This window comes from Bradyrhizobium sp. BEA-2-5 (assembly GCF_032918025.1).
Classification (GTDB): domain Bacteria; phylum Pseudomonadota; class Alphaproteobacteria; order Rhizobiales; family Xanthobacteraceae; genus Bradyrhizobium; species Bradyrhizobium pachyrhizi.
Map to the genome: position 1 here is coordinate 6,837,957 of NZ_CP136629.1, position 13,634 is coordinate 6,851,590.

Sequence of the window (13,634 nt, forward strand, 5' to 3'; positions counted from 1 at the left end):
CGGCCTTCGTCGTCTACAATTCGTCGATGTCGCTTTCACGGTCACCGATATGAATGCAACGCTCCGGCTGTCGGAGCCGCTCGATCGATTGCCTGAGATTGTCGAGCCAGCGAACGCTCTCCTTCTTCTCGATCGGAACGCGGGTCGGGTTGATCTTCTTCTTGAGCTGCGCCCTGCCTTTGAACTTTTTTCGTGTCCAGAACTTCACCGCCGCCAATCCCAGCGGCAAGCCTCGACAGTCACAGCGAGACTGGAATGCATCAGCATTCCGCAGACCGTGTGATGGCGCCAACGACCGTCCTTGTTCCGACCGCTGTTGACGCTCTTGGTTAGGCCAATGGCGCTCGTGTTCGCGCGTTGATAGGAGAATTCCGTCGTGTCCTGAATGAGGAGAATTGGGCCTGTACAATCATCGTAACGTGCGCGTGTGGCGGCGAAGTGGCCGCTGAGGATGTCGGCTTCCTCCACGCGCTCGTTGGCGAAGAAGCGGTAGGCCGCCTTCGTGTTCGCCCAGTCCTGACGCGCGAACGGTATGCTCCCGCCCATACCGTCACCAATTTGCTTCAACAGCTCGCCAAATCGTTGACCAAGACGAGCATCCTTGAAAGCTGTCTTGTCGATCTCGCGCTCCGTCCAGTGTTCGACGGCGCTTTCATCACCATCATCCGGGCCGGCCGACCAACGAGATGTCGTTCCACTTGAACACATCAAGGCACCTCGCCGTCGCGATTCAGGTGCTCGACAATGAATCACAAGCGATTCATCCGATTCAAGATTTTTCGATCAGGGCTACCGCAATCGAATAAAGCATTCGTGGGTAATTGAAAGACTCACCGGATGGTTACGCATCTCTTGGCATCTGCTTAGGTCGACAGTGTCAATGGTGTTCCGGCGCATGTATAGCGCGTGCGCGCAGCCCAAAGCCTCAACTACGACACATCTGAAGGCGAGATCTTCGCGGCCAACCAACCTATGGCATTCAGTTCCATCCCGAATCGATTCGAGCCAAAAAGGAAGTCGCCCCTCGCAAGCTTGCTAGCGCTTGGTATGAGCTTCCGTGAGAGAGGATTCTGCATTACGCGCAGCTCGAAAATCTGGGATCCAATTGGTTAATCAGAACAGAAGCTCGCCCGCGATGACTTTACTGACGCTACTATGAAGCGGTGGACTTCCTGAACCCGCCGCACCTCATGAGTATCCGGGTGCGAGGTGAGCCAGTAGCTTCGCACGAACCGCACCTCAGGAAGCAATCGCCGAAGCTCAGGATGGCGACCGGCAGCATAGTCATGCAAAATCCCAATACCATGGCCGCCGCGCACGGCCTCGATCTGGGCAACTACGCTGCTGCACTCGTAGCGGCGCGACGTCAGCCGGCCAAGCGCTGAGGCGTAGTCCAGCGCCGGGCTATAGGCGAAATCATCCACATGCGTGACGAACAACCGGCCCGTTAGATCTGATTCCTTTTCGATCCGGCCTTCGCGCGCGAGATACCTCTCAGCTGCATAAACGCTCAGCGTGTAATCCGTCAATTTCGAGAGAATCAATCGTCCCTGCTTTGGCCGGTCGAGAGTTATAGCGATGTCAGCTTCTCGCCGCGACAATGAAAATGTACGAGGAAGCGGCATGAGTTGAACGACCAAACCTGGATGTATGGCTGCGAGCCTCCCCAATTGATCCGCCAGAAAATAGTTACCCAATCCATCGGGCGCACCAACGCGCACCGTACCAATGATTGATCCAGTAGCACCTCCAATGCTCGCCTCAACTTTGAGAAACTCGCTTTCGGCGCCTTCGGCGGCCGCAGCGAGGGCTTCTCCTTCCACGGTTAGCACGCAACCAGATGTATGACGCTCAAGCAACTTCACCTTGAGACCATTTTCCAACCCGGTGACTTGCCTGGCGACAGTCGCATGGTTCAGTCGCAAATGCTTTGCCGCTTTTCGAAATTGTCCGGCGCGCGCGACTTCCAGAAAGATTCGAACACTTTCCCAATCCATCGACAAAATCTCTAAACAATGGAGCCGGCGAATTCCGATGATTGATGCGCAAATCTATGCGCTCATTAGTAAATGCGATCAAGCTTTGAAGGGGCTGCCATGTCAACAACCGTTCTGAACTTCACCAATGGCGGAGAGCGGCAGCAGTTCGCCCGCGTTCATCCGGACAACTGGCCAACAATCCGAAAGGCTCGGCTTCAGTTCTGCGGACGAGGCGAAAGCTGTTGTGCTGCCGCCCCGGGGTTCCCGGCTTGACTAACTCTCCTCCACGCCAGCGGGCAAGGATCCTGGCATATTGTGGCCCGCATTCAATTCGCGCCGACAGACGACATCGAGCCTTCCGTCTGTTTTTTCTTGCCTTCCGCCGACTCATTCAGCCTAAGGACGGCTTTCTCAAGATGGTGACTTGCCCACATTATGTCGTTTGCCAAAGAACGGCGTGCACCTGCACCATCCCTTGCCGCCAGGCTCGCCAGTATCGATCGGTGTGGATGATCTTTTGCGGTCGCTGATTCGCTGAAGTCATTAAGCGTCAGAAGCGGGCCGATCTGAACCCACAGACTTTCAATTAGCCCACACACGACAGGTAGGTCGGATGATCTGTAGATCCTGAAATGAAATTCTTGGTTGATTGCGAGTACGGTCTGCACCTCGCGCCGTTGTCTCGCGAACATCAGCTGCTCGTGCATTTCTTGTAAGGCGACGACATCGTTAGAGGAGATGTTGTTCGCCGCAGCTTCAGCCGCGCGGCCTTCCAACTCAATTCGAATGTCGCGAATTTCCCTGAACCGAGCCACGCTCATTACCGGAACCATCATCGTACGCGACTGATGCGCAACAAGGCCGTGCTCGGAAGCCAACCGCAAAAGCGCCTCCCTGACAGGGGTTACACTAACTCCAAGTTCCTCGGCCAATGGTTTAAGGAGAAGTCGCTGACCCGGCCGGAACCGGCCCGCCATCAGCGCTTTCCGGAGCATCAAATATGCCCTTGCGTGTAGGTTATCACGTCCAACGTGGAGGCGATCAAAGTCGGTGAGCATGGCGAACCGTGAAGAGGAAGCAGGGGACTCTGCGTCTCGCGATCCTACCCTTCTCATATTCTGTTCGTTCCTGTCTCGGACCGCGTGACGGTCCGTAGGCTTGCTCCTTATACGCACCACCATTTAACACGGCGCCGGGAAGCCACAAAAGCCTAAAAAGGGGCCGCCAAGCCCCTTGAAGTCCAACCCCAGCCTAGCTTCCGGACGGCGGGGTCCATGGCAATGGAGCCAGCGCCTCAAACTCTGTCACCACGTCAATAACTGCGGGCTTACCGGACCGGCGCGCATCATCGAACGCCTTGCCTAAGTCACTGGGCCTGTCGACACGCACACCGAAGCAATCGAAATCGCGCGCGATTTGGGCGAAATCGGTATCTCGATAGGCGAAGATCTCCTCCTTATTGCCCTCCCTTCCTTCGTAGGCAAAGTCGATGTTTCTTCGACCCTGCCCAAGACAATGATTGTTGTTCACGATCGTGATCACGTTAAGCCCGTGCCGCCTCGCTGTTTCCAGCTCGGGAAGATGATACATAAAGCCGCCGTCGCCGGTTAAGCAGATAACGGGGCGATCTGGCAAAGCACACTGGACGCCAAGCGAAGCGGGAAATGCCCAGCCCAAGGAGCCAGCGGCTCGCAGATAGCCCTGAGTCGGCTCGGTGAGATAAACGAGCGTCCCGCTCCAGTGCGATCCGTATCCGGTATCGGCCACCAGCATTGCGTTTTTCGGAAGCCAATCCGATATTTCCCGACAGAGGCGCTCCGGCCTGATCGGCGTCACGTCGGACGATCGAGCGATATCCGCTTCTGCCCGCCATTCGGCGACATAATCAGCAACCTTTCGCAGCCAACCAGTTCGCGCACGGGTTGGTAGTTCCGAGGCAAGCCGCTCGAGAGCCGCTTTGGGGTCACCGTGTACACCAATAGCTTCGGGAAAGTTGCGACCAAGCTCCGCCGGATCGATATCGATTTGTACAATTCGCGCATCCGGTCTCGGCAGCTTCCAGTGGTTCGTAATCATGTCGCCTGTATCACTGCCGACGAACATGACAAGATCGGCATCGTGCAGAATTTTGTTGGCGCAGGACCGCGAGTAGGTTCCGGCTACTCCTCCGTTTTGCGGATGAAACTCCGGAAGAGCGTTCTTCGCGTCAAGGGACATCACGACTGGAATATCATGGTCTTCGACGAACGCTTTCAGCGCGCCCTCGGCTCCAGACATCATTAAGCCCGCGCCGGCAAGGATAACAGGTCGCTCCGAAGCCGCGATTGCAGCCGCAGCACGGCTAGTCGATTCCGCATCCGGAGAGGGACGGAAAGCGGGCACTTTTGCGTAGGTCTCTTCGGGCCAGATGGTAGCCGTGAGTTCGGCGGCGCCAACAACATCGGCCGTATAGCCGGCAATGTCGAGATGGACGGGACGGGAAGCGCCGGTGGTCGCCTCTCGAAATGCTTGGCGGAGGAGATGGGGCAATTGCGCCACCTCATCAACGCGACCCCTGAACTTCGTAACGGAGGCGTAAAGCGCCTCGTGTGGAAGCTCCTGATAAGCGTTTCGGTACTGGTAGGCGGCCGGGTGGCGACCTGTCAACGCGATGACCGGCGAGTAGGCAAACCAGGACTCCTGGAGAGCGGCGGCAAGATTTGCAGCCCCGACGGACTGCGCCATGCAAACAGCAGGGCGTCGCAATGCGCGTGCATAGCCGTCAGCCATGTAGGCGATTCCCTTTTCCGAGTGTCCGAGGATCCGCTTGATGCCGAGATCCTCCATCTCGGTGAGCGCCCGCCGCAGAACGGCATCCATGAAGAAGACGTGAGATATTCCTTTCGCCTTGATGGTTTCCGCAATGAAGCGCCCTCCGGTCATGCGGCGAGCTGGCACGAACGCGGGATTACCCGCTGACAACCTCACGTTGTTCATCTCTACCCTGTTCCTTTCTCAGGTCGGCGTGGTTCCAGAGCACGGCAACTGATCGTCCCGACGGAGCCCATCGGTGCGAAGCATTTCGCGCTGTGCGTATTTTTTATATGATATAAAACATCGCGTCAACGCGAGTTCGCCGCGCGCGGCTGGCCATGGGCTGCGCCCCGGAAGGGAACGCTTGTGAGAGAAGCAAAAGGAGAGACCATGATCCGCTACGAACTTTCCGAAAAAAGAGCGCTCGTCACCGGTGCCGCCTCAGGCATCGGCTTGGCCACTCTAAAGCGGCTGGCACAGTCGGGGTGCACTGTTGCGCTAAATCACCTCTCCGACGATCCAAGGGGGCCGGAGGAAGTGAGCAAGCTCCGCGCAGACGGTTACAACGTCTTCGGCGTACCCGGCGCCATAGGTGATGGGAATGAGGCAGAGCTCGTAAGCGTCGCAGTTGACAAGATGGGAGGGCTCGACCTCCTCGTTAACAATGCTGGCACGCCGGGAGCACGAAAGTCCATTTCGCCCTCCGATCTCGACCTCATTACCGACGAGCTGTGGTCGGCGGTCTTGGATACGAACCTGATTGGGCTTTTTCGATGCACGCGGGCGGCGGCACCATCCTTGCGGCAATCGAGAGGCGCGATCGTAAGCTTGGCCTCAGTGTCAGCATTGACCTCGCGAGGATCTAGTTTGGCCTATGCGGCAAGTAAGGCTGGTATCATTGCGATCACGCGACACCTTGCTCAAGGTCTCGCACCAGAGATCCGGATCAACGCGGTGGCGCCGGGCGCGGTCGATAGCACTTGGCAGATTGAGTGGACGGAAGCGCAACGGCAAAGCTCGATCGAGCGAACTCCTCTGCGGCGCAGATGCGCTCCCGAGGATATTGCCGAAACGATCGTGTATCTGGGCTTTGCGGCACCAATGATCACAGGACAGACTATCGTCATAGATGGTGGTCTGACGCTTTAGCTACTAGGGCGCGATTCAATCCCAACCTCTGCGAGCGTGAAACATACACAAATTTGAGTTCACGCTCGAACCTTCTAGCGGCTTGGCGTACCGATCAGCGGACAAAAGGCGGATCATCGTACTTGAGAGCCACCAAAGCCCCTGCAGTAAGCTGCATGGGACGGCGATAAAGTCGTGCGAACCGCGACTTTATCGCTCGCAATCTAATCTGGTTAGCGCACAGTCGCGAGCGTGACGTCATCGTTGAGCGGCCGCAGCTAGGATTCCGTGATCCAGGCCTTGGAGTCCCTGCCCTTGTCGCTATTTGTTTCCGACCTCTCCTCCTTATTCAACGTTGGAAAACGTCAGTCAGTCGTTATAGGTGCGATCAATCGCTGTGTCCGACCCGCTACGCTGTTCTTGGCTCATCCGAAAGCTAATGGTCGACCTTCAAATAATGTAGCTCCTACATTGGCGTCCGTGGCGGTAACCTCACACATTGTCCGAATTCAGTGTATTCATGGCTTACGTCTTGTGCGTAACTCCGCGGCCGTATGAGCCGTTGGATGGCTGGTGAGATGCTCTCGGGTTATCATCGATCGGAACGCCCGACCAACCGTCAATTGCAGAGGAGACATCTCGTTATCAACGATTGCCTTTTGATGCGGAACGAACCACGCACGATCCGTTCTGAGACGCATCGAGCTCTGGGAATTCTGACCACGCATATTTCGGTAGCCTGCCCGTGCCATAAACCCGGCGGCTAGCTTTCGCATGTTGGGCCTCAAGTGAGAGTTCACCAGCGACTCCTCACACCGCGGTAATCCTGAAAAACGCCGCTGGTGGCAGGCGTGAGCGCAGCAATTCTCTCGATAAGACCCTGCGCGCATTCTTCAGCCGAAATGTAAGCAATCTGGCCGCTGACCATTTCCGTCTGAACCCAACCGGGGTTTAGCAATCCCACCAATATGCCGTCCTGGGCCCAATCGCGCGAGAGCCCGCGCATGCCATTGTTGAGCGCCGCCTTCGATGCACGATAAGCGTACTTGCCACCACCGGCAGTGCTAATCGATCCCATAATACTGGTAATCGCTACGAGCTTTTTCTCGGCACTCCTCGTCAAGTTTTCCCGTAGCGTCTGGGCGATAAGCATTGGTGCGAGCGCATTGACCCACATCGTCTTGATATAGCCCTCAGCCTCGATGCGATCGGCCGACAAGCCGCTGATACCAGCATTATTGATCAGGATGTCGATCGGCAGATCCCCAAGGACGGTCGTGAGAGATGCAATTGAAGCCTCGTCGGTGACGTCGAGTTGGACAATCCGTAGGCGACCGCAGGACGATACTGTGAGCTCCTTGAGCTTGTCAGCCCGCTCTGGATTACGACAGCAGGCAAAGACTTGGGCGCCCCCGGCCGCGTACTGCCGGGCAAGCGCAAGGCCGATGCCCCGATTGGCGCCCGTCATCAACACTGTTCTCATCTAAGGAAGGCCTCCCATCTGTCGCAGCTGCAATTCCCACCCAGAGATTGGGAATTCAGACACTGTAAGATCGCGCCAGGTACTCACTCGCAGTACACAAAGAAGCGCGCTTCGATACTCTTGCGAGGCTTCGCGTTCGGGTATGTGCGGCGATTGTCAAATGCAGCGTGTGCCGACCTCGGATTATGGTTGTCGTCGGAATCGTAGCCCTTAAAAAGCAGGAATTCGCCTGCGCTCATTTCAGGGAAGTAGTACCACCGATAGAGGGGGCTATAGTGAAGAAGCCAAGTTTTATGCCTGACGTTGTACCGGTCGTAGAGCGACTCGACGAGGTCAGTATCCACGACGGAACTGCCATCGCAGAAGGCCAAAGGAAAATCCTGCGGGGGCTCGGAAAGGGCATGCCAGGTTTGAATAATCATCAATCGAGAATATGCTCGAATTGGATTGCCCCGCAGCTGCTCCTCGCGCGCTGCCATAACGGGGCCGGCGATGGGCGCATAGTCGATGTGTGCAAAGCCAGCCACATACGCCCTGACGAAACCATCGTCCTTCTCTGTTGCTGACGGAGCAGAGTCGCCGCCAGAAGAGCGGAGGATGACCGCGTCTCGCTTGGGCACCACCCACGACGCATTGAAATAGTCCTTAATGAATGGGACCATTTCTTCCAAATATCTTTCGCGAATTTTTTGCGGGTCACGCTCCTTTGCGCAGGACAGTTTACGCTGAATGAAAGTGAACCCCTCCTTGTCGAGAGACAACTCGTCCACGATCGGGTGCGCGTTGCGGATAGTTACGTCGTAGCTCACCATAGGCACATCGGATGAGGCTACCAGAACCTCTGAGGCCTTTTCGCCGTGTGAGCGCCGAGCAAAGGCAATTCGGCCCTCCACGCTTTCCAACTGATAGCGCTCCACGCGCGCTCTCGAAGAAAGCTGCATCACGCCCCTCCCATAGAAGCTCTTCAGCTACGAAGCAAAGAACCTAGATGACGCTAACGGACGAATTGCTGCAAAATTGAGCGCGAGGCGTTGAAATTCTGCAAATCGGCGTCAACAGTTCCTGCTCGCTGCGACGCCGCGCCACCAGAATTGGGCGAGGCAGAGCCTCGGATCGACGACAATTGAGAGCCTACTAGGTCGCCTGGCCAGCGCTAGACGACGAGCAATCCCTACCATGCGCCGCCCGTCGTCGCTTGCATGCAGCTAGATTTCGAAAATTTCGCGTGGCACGCCTGTTAGCACGTCGGCGCCGGATCGGGTGACCCTAAATGTCTCGCTGAGGACGTAGCCAAAATCCTCATCCAGCCAATTGCCCAGCATGAGATGGAAGGTCATGTTTGGCTTCAGAACTGTCATATCTCCCTCCTTTAAACTCGTGACCGCCTCGTTCCAATCGATCCCGATACCGTAACCACATCGAGAATCTTTCTGAAAGCCGTGCTTCTCGATGGTCTGGTTAAACGCTTGCGCGACATCATTACACGTTGCTCCCGGTCGGACCGTTCCAAGCGCAGCCTCGAGGCCCGCAACCTCGGCGTCGTGCAGACGACGTAAACGGTCCGACGGCTTTCCGATGGAAAACGTTCGCATGACCGCCGCTGTGTAGGTGTGGCGCACACCTCCAAGTTCAAGATTGACTTGGGAGCCCTGGCGGAAGACGTCGTCGCTCCACGTGATATGACAGGTTCCGGTGCGCGGCGAGGAGCACATATAGATATTCGCGATCCCTGTTCCGTGCTTGCCATTTGCGCCGTGCGCCAAGGTGGACAATATCTCAGCGATGGCGTCAGCTTCGTGCACCCCCGGTCGAATTACTTGGGCCGCGCGCATCATGCCGGCATCGGCGATGGCAGCGGCCTCCTTCATTAGAGCTATCTCGAGCTCGGACTTGATGGCCCGGATCCATGTGACGACGTGTGTGCAGTCTACAAATCTCGCATCCGGCAAGCGCTTCTTGAAGTTCTCCGCCGCTCGCGCTGGAAGCTGCCCCATCTCGAGTCCAACTCCGCGGTTTGAAAGGTTAGCCTCCCGAAGAAAATCGATTACGGCATCGTAACCATCTTTTTCTGGGTTGCCGACGAGCGCTTCGGGATAGCTGATTACTTTATTCCGCTCAAGGTACGTGAGATGAATGCCAGCCGGAGCATCCATAAGACGCAGAATGAGCGAGGGCTCCTCATCGTGATTCGAAATGACAAGCGCTTGGGGGACATAAGCGGACCGGGCTGTGTAGCCCGTGAGATAATTGATATTTCGGTCGAAGGTCACGACGAGCGCCTCGATCTCGCGCTTGGCCATTTCCGATTTCACCGCCTGAAGTCTTCGCAAGTACTCGGTGCGAGGAAACACTTGCGGTCCCTTGCTAATGGTCATTATCTTGGCTCCCGCCTCTTGGATATCTGAGGTGTGCAGATGCTCGACTTCGAGCCCACGGATTTTGGTCGCTTCCGAAACTTTATGTGAGAGGAAGCTGATGTCGATTGCCGTCGGCCGAAGATGTAACTGCCCAGGGCTCCGCACCTTTGCCTAGTCGGCTAGCCTACAAACGGAAGCGGCACCCACGTGGGTTAGGCCTCTGCTCGAGCTTCATACACATAACCTCCAAGGCCCGAAAAGATCTTAACGGCAGTACTATAAGAAGCTGGCGGATGTGAATTCCGTTAAATTGGTCTCGTCTCCGCCCAAATTCTTCAACAATGAGCCAGTACTCTGTGCACAGCGTCAGAAAGCGCCCAACTGAGGTCGACCGTTTAACGCAAGGTAGAGCGACCCGGTTTAAGGCGTTCTGCATAGGCTTACCCCGATGCCGAATATCCGGCGCTTCTTAGCGACTGCCCTCATACGCGAACGAAAAGCACAATCATTCGCCCGAAGAGTTGCCCGACATCCACTGTTTTGCGACAGTAGCCGCGCAAATATCGCTAGTATCTTCGAAACCATCAAATTAGAATCGACTGCGTAGCGGAACCCATGGATCCCAAATGCCGGGCTTGCAACTCTCATATCGCTATCCGCGGTAACGTCTTCGTATGGTTAGAGCCAAGCTCGCTTTAGCGCTTCAAAAGAGATCGCCAAAACCAATCGAATGGACTTGGCGAATGGCGCGTGCAATTTCGATTATGGGCTACGGAAGCAGTTGACTGGTGAAGCAGCGATTTTGTCCAAGGGGGCGTAGAATTTCGGCTATATGACGATCTTTCTTCGAGGATATCAGCAGTAGATTCTGCTATGCTGTATACATGACCTTGCAGGTACCACCACGCTCTCTCGGCATACTGAACCTCGAACGTGGAGTTCCGGTCGGTGCCGCGCCGCCCGCCCCAGCGGTCGGCTCAATGCTGAATCCGACGACGTTCGATTTTGTAACCATATCTGAAACCGTCGCAGGAGCTTGGGTCGAGAACGTTGTACGTGGTGATCCGGCGCTTGAGCCGGCCTTCGTCGCCGCCGCTCAGCGTCTAGTCCAGCGAGGGGCCGTCGCCATAAGCTCGACATGCGGCTTCTCTGTTCGGCATCAACTGGCAGTGGCGACTTCGGTCAACGTACCGGTTATCATGTCAAGCCTACTGCTGTTACCGACATTGCTCCGCCAATTGCCGGCGCGCGCCATGATCGCGGTCCTGACCTATGATTCGACCTGTTGCACTGAACATCTGCTCGGGATTGAAAACCGGGCCGAGCGAGCCAGGATCGTAATCGGCGGCATCGAAGGAGGTAAGTTCTGGCACGACGAACTCAAGCGGCCGGCGCCGCCGCTGGACGTAGCCGCAATCGAGGCAGACGTTGCCGCATGCATTACGCGTCTTCGCTCAGCACATCCGCAGATCGGGACTATTTTGTTCGAATGCGCGGCTTTTCCGGTTGTCGCTCCGGCCATCCGCCGCATTACGAAACTTCCAGTCTTCAGCATCACGGACCTCTGCCGACTGGCCATGGCATCGACGACCTGATTCAGCCGATGGAGTGCCAATGGCGTCTGGTGGCGGATGTTTGAGGCGATGTCTGATGATCCGGGCTTCGAATATCTAATTGTCGATTCCGCCATTGTTTGAGCGCCCATCAGCATGCTGCCGGGGCCCAAAAAAGGGGACTGCTCAGGCGATCGATCGTTCGCGCGGTGGCCTGAGCACCAAGATACGTATGGCCGTCGGGACTTGGGATGGCCTGTACGGTTTCATGATCACTGCAGGCGAGAAGCGACACGGCTGCCGCGCCTATCACAGGAGTTGGTGCGTAGATCCTTTCGACCTTAAGGATGCGCGCGCGCTGCATGGCACCGGCCGGATGTCGAGCAGCACGGCGCAAATGTTCCTCTTTTTTGCTAGACGGCGCGCACTTAATCCGTTGCTGAATCAATAGCGAGGCCGGGTTGCGCTTGTGTGAAAGACGGGCAGGATTGTTGCGAAGCGATAGATGCCACTTCCCGATGACACAGTCATGGCTTGGCCGATATGCTAACAAACAATGCCAAGCGCAGAAGAGGTATTTCTGCCAAACAGTCGGAAACTGCTCAACGTTCCGAAACCCGAAAGGAGGCGGCTATGCGACCTGTCAATTTTGACTATTTAGCCGAGAAGCTGCGCAATTGGGGGCGATGGGGCGAAGCGGATCAGCGTGGTGCGCTAAATCACATTGGGCCCGAGACGTTGAAGAATGCGGCCGCCGAGGTGCGCGACGGAAAGCTGTTTAACCTCGGCCTGCGGTTCGACCGCGATGGTCCTCAGTTGGGTCGCAAGCGATTCAACCCGATGGTTTACGCGACCGACCTGTTCACGCCAATGGGCCCCGCGGCGGCACCAGGTGTCTGTTATTCGGACGACGTCATCCACATGCCGCTGCAATGTTCGACTCAATGGGACGCACTTGGTCACGTCCACTATGATGGCCAACTCTACAACGGTTGCAATGCGCGCGAATGTCTCACCGAAAACGGCGCGCTCAAGATGGGTATCAACCATATGGCAACCCCCGGCATTGTTTCGCGCGGGGTGCTTCTGGATATTGCAAGGTTGAAGGGGATCGAGCGGCTTCCGCTCGATTACGCAATCACGGTCGATGATCTGAACGCTGCGTGCGAAAAGCAGGACGTAAGTGTTGGCGCGGGTGACATCCTTTTGGTACGCACCGGCCACATGCTGCGGTTCACGGCCGATGGGGACCGGGACACCTTTATGGGGATGCAACCTGGCCTCAGTTACACCTGCGCCGAGTGGGGTCATGACAAGTCGCTGGCCGCTGTGGCCGCCGACAACATGGCTGTGGAAATCATGGATGCTGACGGGCTGGGCTCAGACATGCCGCTCGCCTTCCACATGCTGGCACTGCGAGACATGGGTATGCCGCTGGGTGAGATGTTCAACTTGGAGGCGCTGGCCGCCGACTGCGACGCCGATGGACGGTACAGCTTCATGCTTGCGGCACCGCCATTGGAAGTTACAGGCGGCTTTGGATCGCCGGTCAATCCGCAGGCGCTGAAATAGCCTGTGTGATTTTGAAGCGGGCGCACTCAAATCCGACCCTGTCGAAGATTAACGCGGTTTCCGCGTAACAACATTCTGACAGCACGGACCTCGAGCTGCAGGTTGGCGAGGTGGTCATCCTCTAGCAAGAGACAGCTCGCGCCGGCGCTCCAAGCACGCTCGCCGCCGTCCTGCCCATCGAGAGCCAAGGTGTTTGTTACAACAATTACGAGAGCTTTTTTAACGAAGGCTGCCTGTTGCGCCGGGCCGATACGGCCACCCAGTAAGTTCCACCGCGACGATCACCATCTTCAGTCCGAGCACGGGTACATGAGAGCACTCAATCATCGCTCGGTCGTCGTCGAGACCCCGCAGGACGCGCTCTAATTCTGGCTCCGTCTTATTGGTATACGATCTGCGCAAGACCTTGGTGGCACAGCAGAATGCTTGCCTCCAGTCACCTGTTGATAATTCAGGAACTCAGATCCTGCAGCCAGGCTACGTCAACATCTTGCCACGAGAAAACTTATTCATCTTACCGAGTGACTCAGGCGTGTAAGCGTTTTCCGGATCTCGCCGCACGCGCTCATCGAGCTTCGTGCGCATCGGCGCCAATCAGGATGCGCCATTCCTCCGCCTTGACTCCATCAAGGCTAATAGTCGCGGCCTGCGCAGCCGTGGTCGGCGCCTCCTCAATATATCTGCGAACGCGTTCGACCGCCAACGTTTTCAGGTGCGCTCGTCCGACATCTCATCATCTCAACCCCCAGCTTGCGCAGACGCACAATCT

Annotated in this window: 11 protein-coding genes and 1 pseudogene; 4 read left to right on the top strand and 8 right to left on the bottom strand. The window is 56.6% G+C overall.

Annotated elements, in window-relative coordinates; translation table 11 throughout:
• Positions 1–13: 13 nt before the first annotated feature.
• The 5 genes from RX327_RS32000 to RX327_RS32020 form a co-directional block, all read right to left on the bottom strand.
• A complete protein-coding gene (locus RX327_RS32000; RefSeq protein ID WP_317248220.1) occupies positions 14–208 on the bottom strand; it encodes a hypothetical protein in 195 nt (64 codons plus the stop codon).
• Positions 205–708 (bottom strand): transposase DNA-binding-containing protein, encoded by a 504-nt coding sequence (locus tag RX327_RS32005; RefSeq protein ID WP_317248221.1) that lies wholly within the window; start codon positions 706–708, stop codon positions 205–207. Before RX327_RS32005 ends, RX327_RS32000 begins: the two co-directional genes overlap by 4 nt.
• 401 nt (positions 709–1,109) lie before the next feature.
• Entirely contained in the window at positions 1,110–1,997 is an 888-nt protein-coding gene (locus RX327_RS32010) for a LysR family transcriptional regulator (RefSeq protein WP_317248222.1), read from the bottom strand.
• A gap of 308 nt (positions 1,998–2,305) precedes the next feature.
• Positions 2,306–2,956: a GntR family transcriptional regulator gene (locus RX327_RS32015; protein ID WP_317248223.1), complete on the bottom strand. Its 651-nt coding sequence runs from the start codon at positions 2,954–2,956 to the stop codon at positions 2,306–2,308.
• A 274-nt stretch (positions 2,957–3,230) separates the two neighbouring features.
• Positions 3,231–4,955 (bottom strand): thiamine pyrophosphate-binding protein, encoded by a 1,725-nt coding sequence (locus RX327_RS32020; protein WP_317248225.1) that lies wholly within the window; start codon positions 4,953–4,955, stop codon positions 3,231–3,233.
• Between the two features lie 207 nt (positions 4,956–5,162).
• On the opposite strand from RX327_RS32020, the gene RX327_RS32025 reads away from it, so the two are divergent.
• Complete coding sequence (locus tag RX327_RS32025; protein WP_317248226.1) at positions 5,163–5,921, top strand: SDR family NAD(P)-dependent oxidoreductase; 759 nt, start codon at positions 5,163–5,165, stop codon at positions 5,919–5,921.
• 775 nt (positions 5,922–6,696) lie between these two features.
• Here RX327_RS32025 and RX327_RS32030 read toward each other — a convergent pair.
• From RX327_RS32030 to RX327_RS32040, 3 genes are all read right to left on the bottom strand, one after another.
• Positions 6,697–7,383 carry an SDR family oxidoreductase gene (locus RX327_RS32030; protein ID WP_317248227.1) on the bottom strand — a complete coding sequence of 229 codons (687 nt, stop codon included), beginning with the start codon at positions 7,381–7,383 and terminating at the stop codon, positions 6,697–6,699.
• Between the two features lie 83 nt (positions 7,384–7,466).
• The gene (locus RX327_RS32035; RefSeq protein ID WP_317248228.1) at positions 7,467–8,324 is read right to left on the bottom strand and encodes a CmcJ/NvfI family oxidoreductase; all 858 of its coding nucleotides are present in this window, start codon (positions 8,322–8,324) and stop codon (positions 7,467–7,469) included.
• A gap of 264 nt (positions 8,325–8,588) precedes the next feature.
• A complete protein-coding gene (locus tag RX327_RS32040; RefSeq protein ID WP_317248229.1) occupies positions 8,589–9,758 on the bottom strand; it encodes a Xaa-Pro peptidase family protein in 1,170 nt (389 codons plus the stop codon).
• A gap of 866 nt (positions 9,759–10,624) precedes the next feature.
• Between RX327_RS32040 and RX327_RS32045 the strand changes: the two genes are divergently transcribed.
• From RX327_RS32045 to RX327_RS32055, 3 genes and pseudogenes are all read left to right on the top strand, one after another.
• On the top strand, positions 10,625–11,335 hold the full coding sequence (locus tag RX327_RS32045) for a hypothetical protein (protein WP_317248230.1): 711 nt from the start codon (positions 10,625–10,627) through the stop codon (positions 11,333–11,335).
• Positions 11,336–11,582, top strand: a pseudogene (locus RX327_RS32050) (IS5/IS1182 family transposase); the annotation flags it as partial.
• Positions 11,583–11,926: 344 nt separating this feature from the next.
• A complete protein-coding gene (locus RX327_RS32055) occupies positions 11,927–12,865 on the top strand; it encodes a cyclase family protein (RefSeq protein ID WP_317248231.1) in 939 nt (312 codons plus the stop codon).
• The last annotated feature ends 769 nt before the right edge of the window (positions 12,866–13,634 follow it).

Excerpts from the sequence above, each read along its gene's own strand:
- RX327_RS32045 (WP_317248230.1), top strand. The coding sequence starts at position 10,625 with ATGACCTTGCAGGTACCACCACGCTCTCTCGGCATACTGAACCTCGAA.
- RX327_RS32055 (WP_317248231.1), top strand. The coding sequence starts at position 11,927 with ATGCGACCTGTCAATTTTGACTATTTAGCCGAGAAGCTGCGCAATTGG.
- RX327_RS32010 (WP_317248222.1), bottom strand. The coding sequence starts at position 1,997 with ATGGATTGGGAAAGTGTTCGAATCTTTCTGGAAGTCGCGCGCGCCGGA.
- RX327_RS32015 (WP_317248223.1), bottom strand. The coding sequence starts at position 2,956 with ATGGCGGGCCGGTTCCGGCCGGGTCAGCGACTTCTCCTTAAACCATTG.
- RX327_RS32040 (WP_317248229.1), bottom strand. The coding sequence starts at position 9,758 with ATGACCATTAGCAAGGGACCGCAAGTGTTTCCTCGCACCGAGTACTTG.
- RX327_RS32030 (WP_317248227.1), bottom strand. The coding sequence starts at position 7,383 with ATGAGAACAGTGTTGATGACGGGCGCCAATCGGGGCATCGGCCTTGCG.
- RX327_RS32005 (WP_317248221.1), bottom strand. The coding sequence starts at position 708 with ATGTGTTCAAGTGGAACGACATCTCGTTGGTCGGCCGGCCCGGATGAT.
- RX327_RS32035 (WP_317248228.1), bottom strand. The coding sequence starts at position 8,324 with ATGCAGCTTTCTTCGAGAGCGCGCGTGGAGCGCTATCAGTTGGAAAGC.
- RX327_RS32025 (WP_317248226.1), top strand. The coding sequence starts at position 5,163 with ATGATCCGCTACGAACTTTCCGAAAAAAGAGCGCTCGTCACCGGTGCC.
- RX327_RS32020 (WP_317248225.1), bottom strand. The coding sequence starts at position 4,955 with ATGAACAACGTGAGGTTGTCAGCGGGTAATCCCGCGTTCGTGCCAGCT.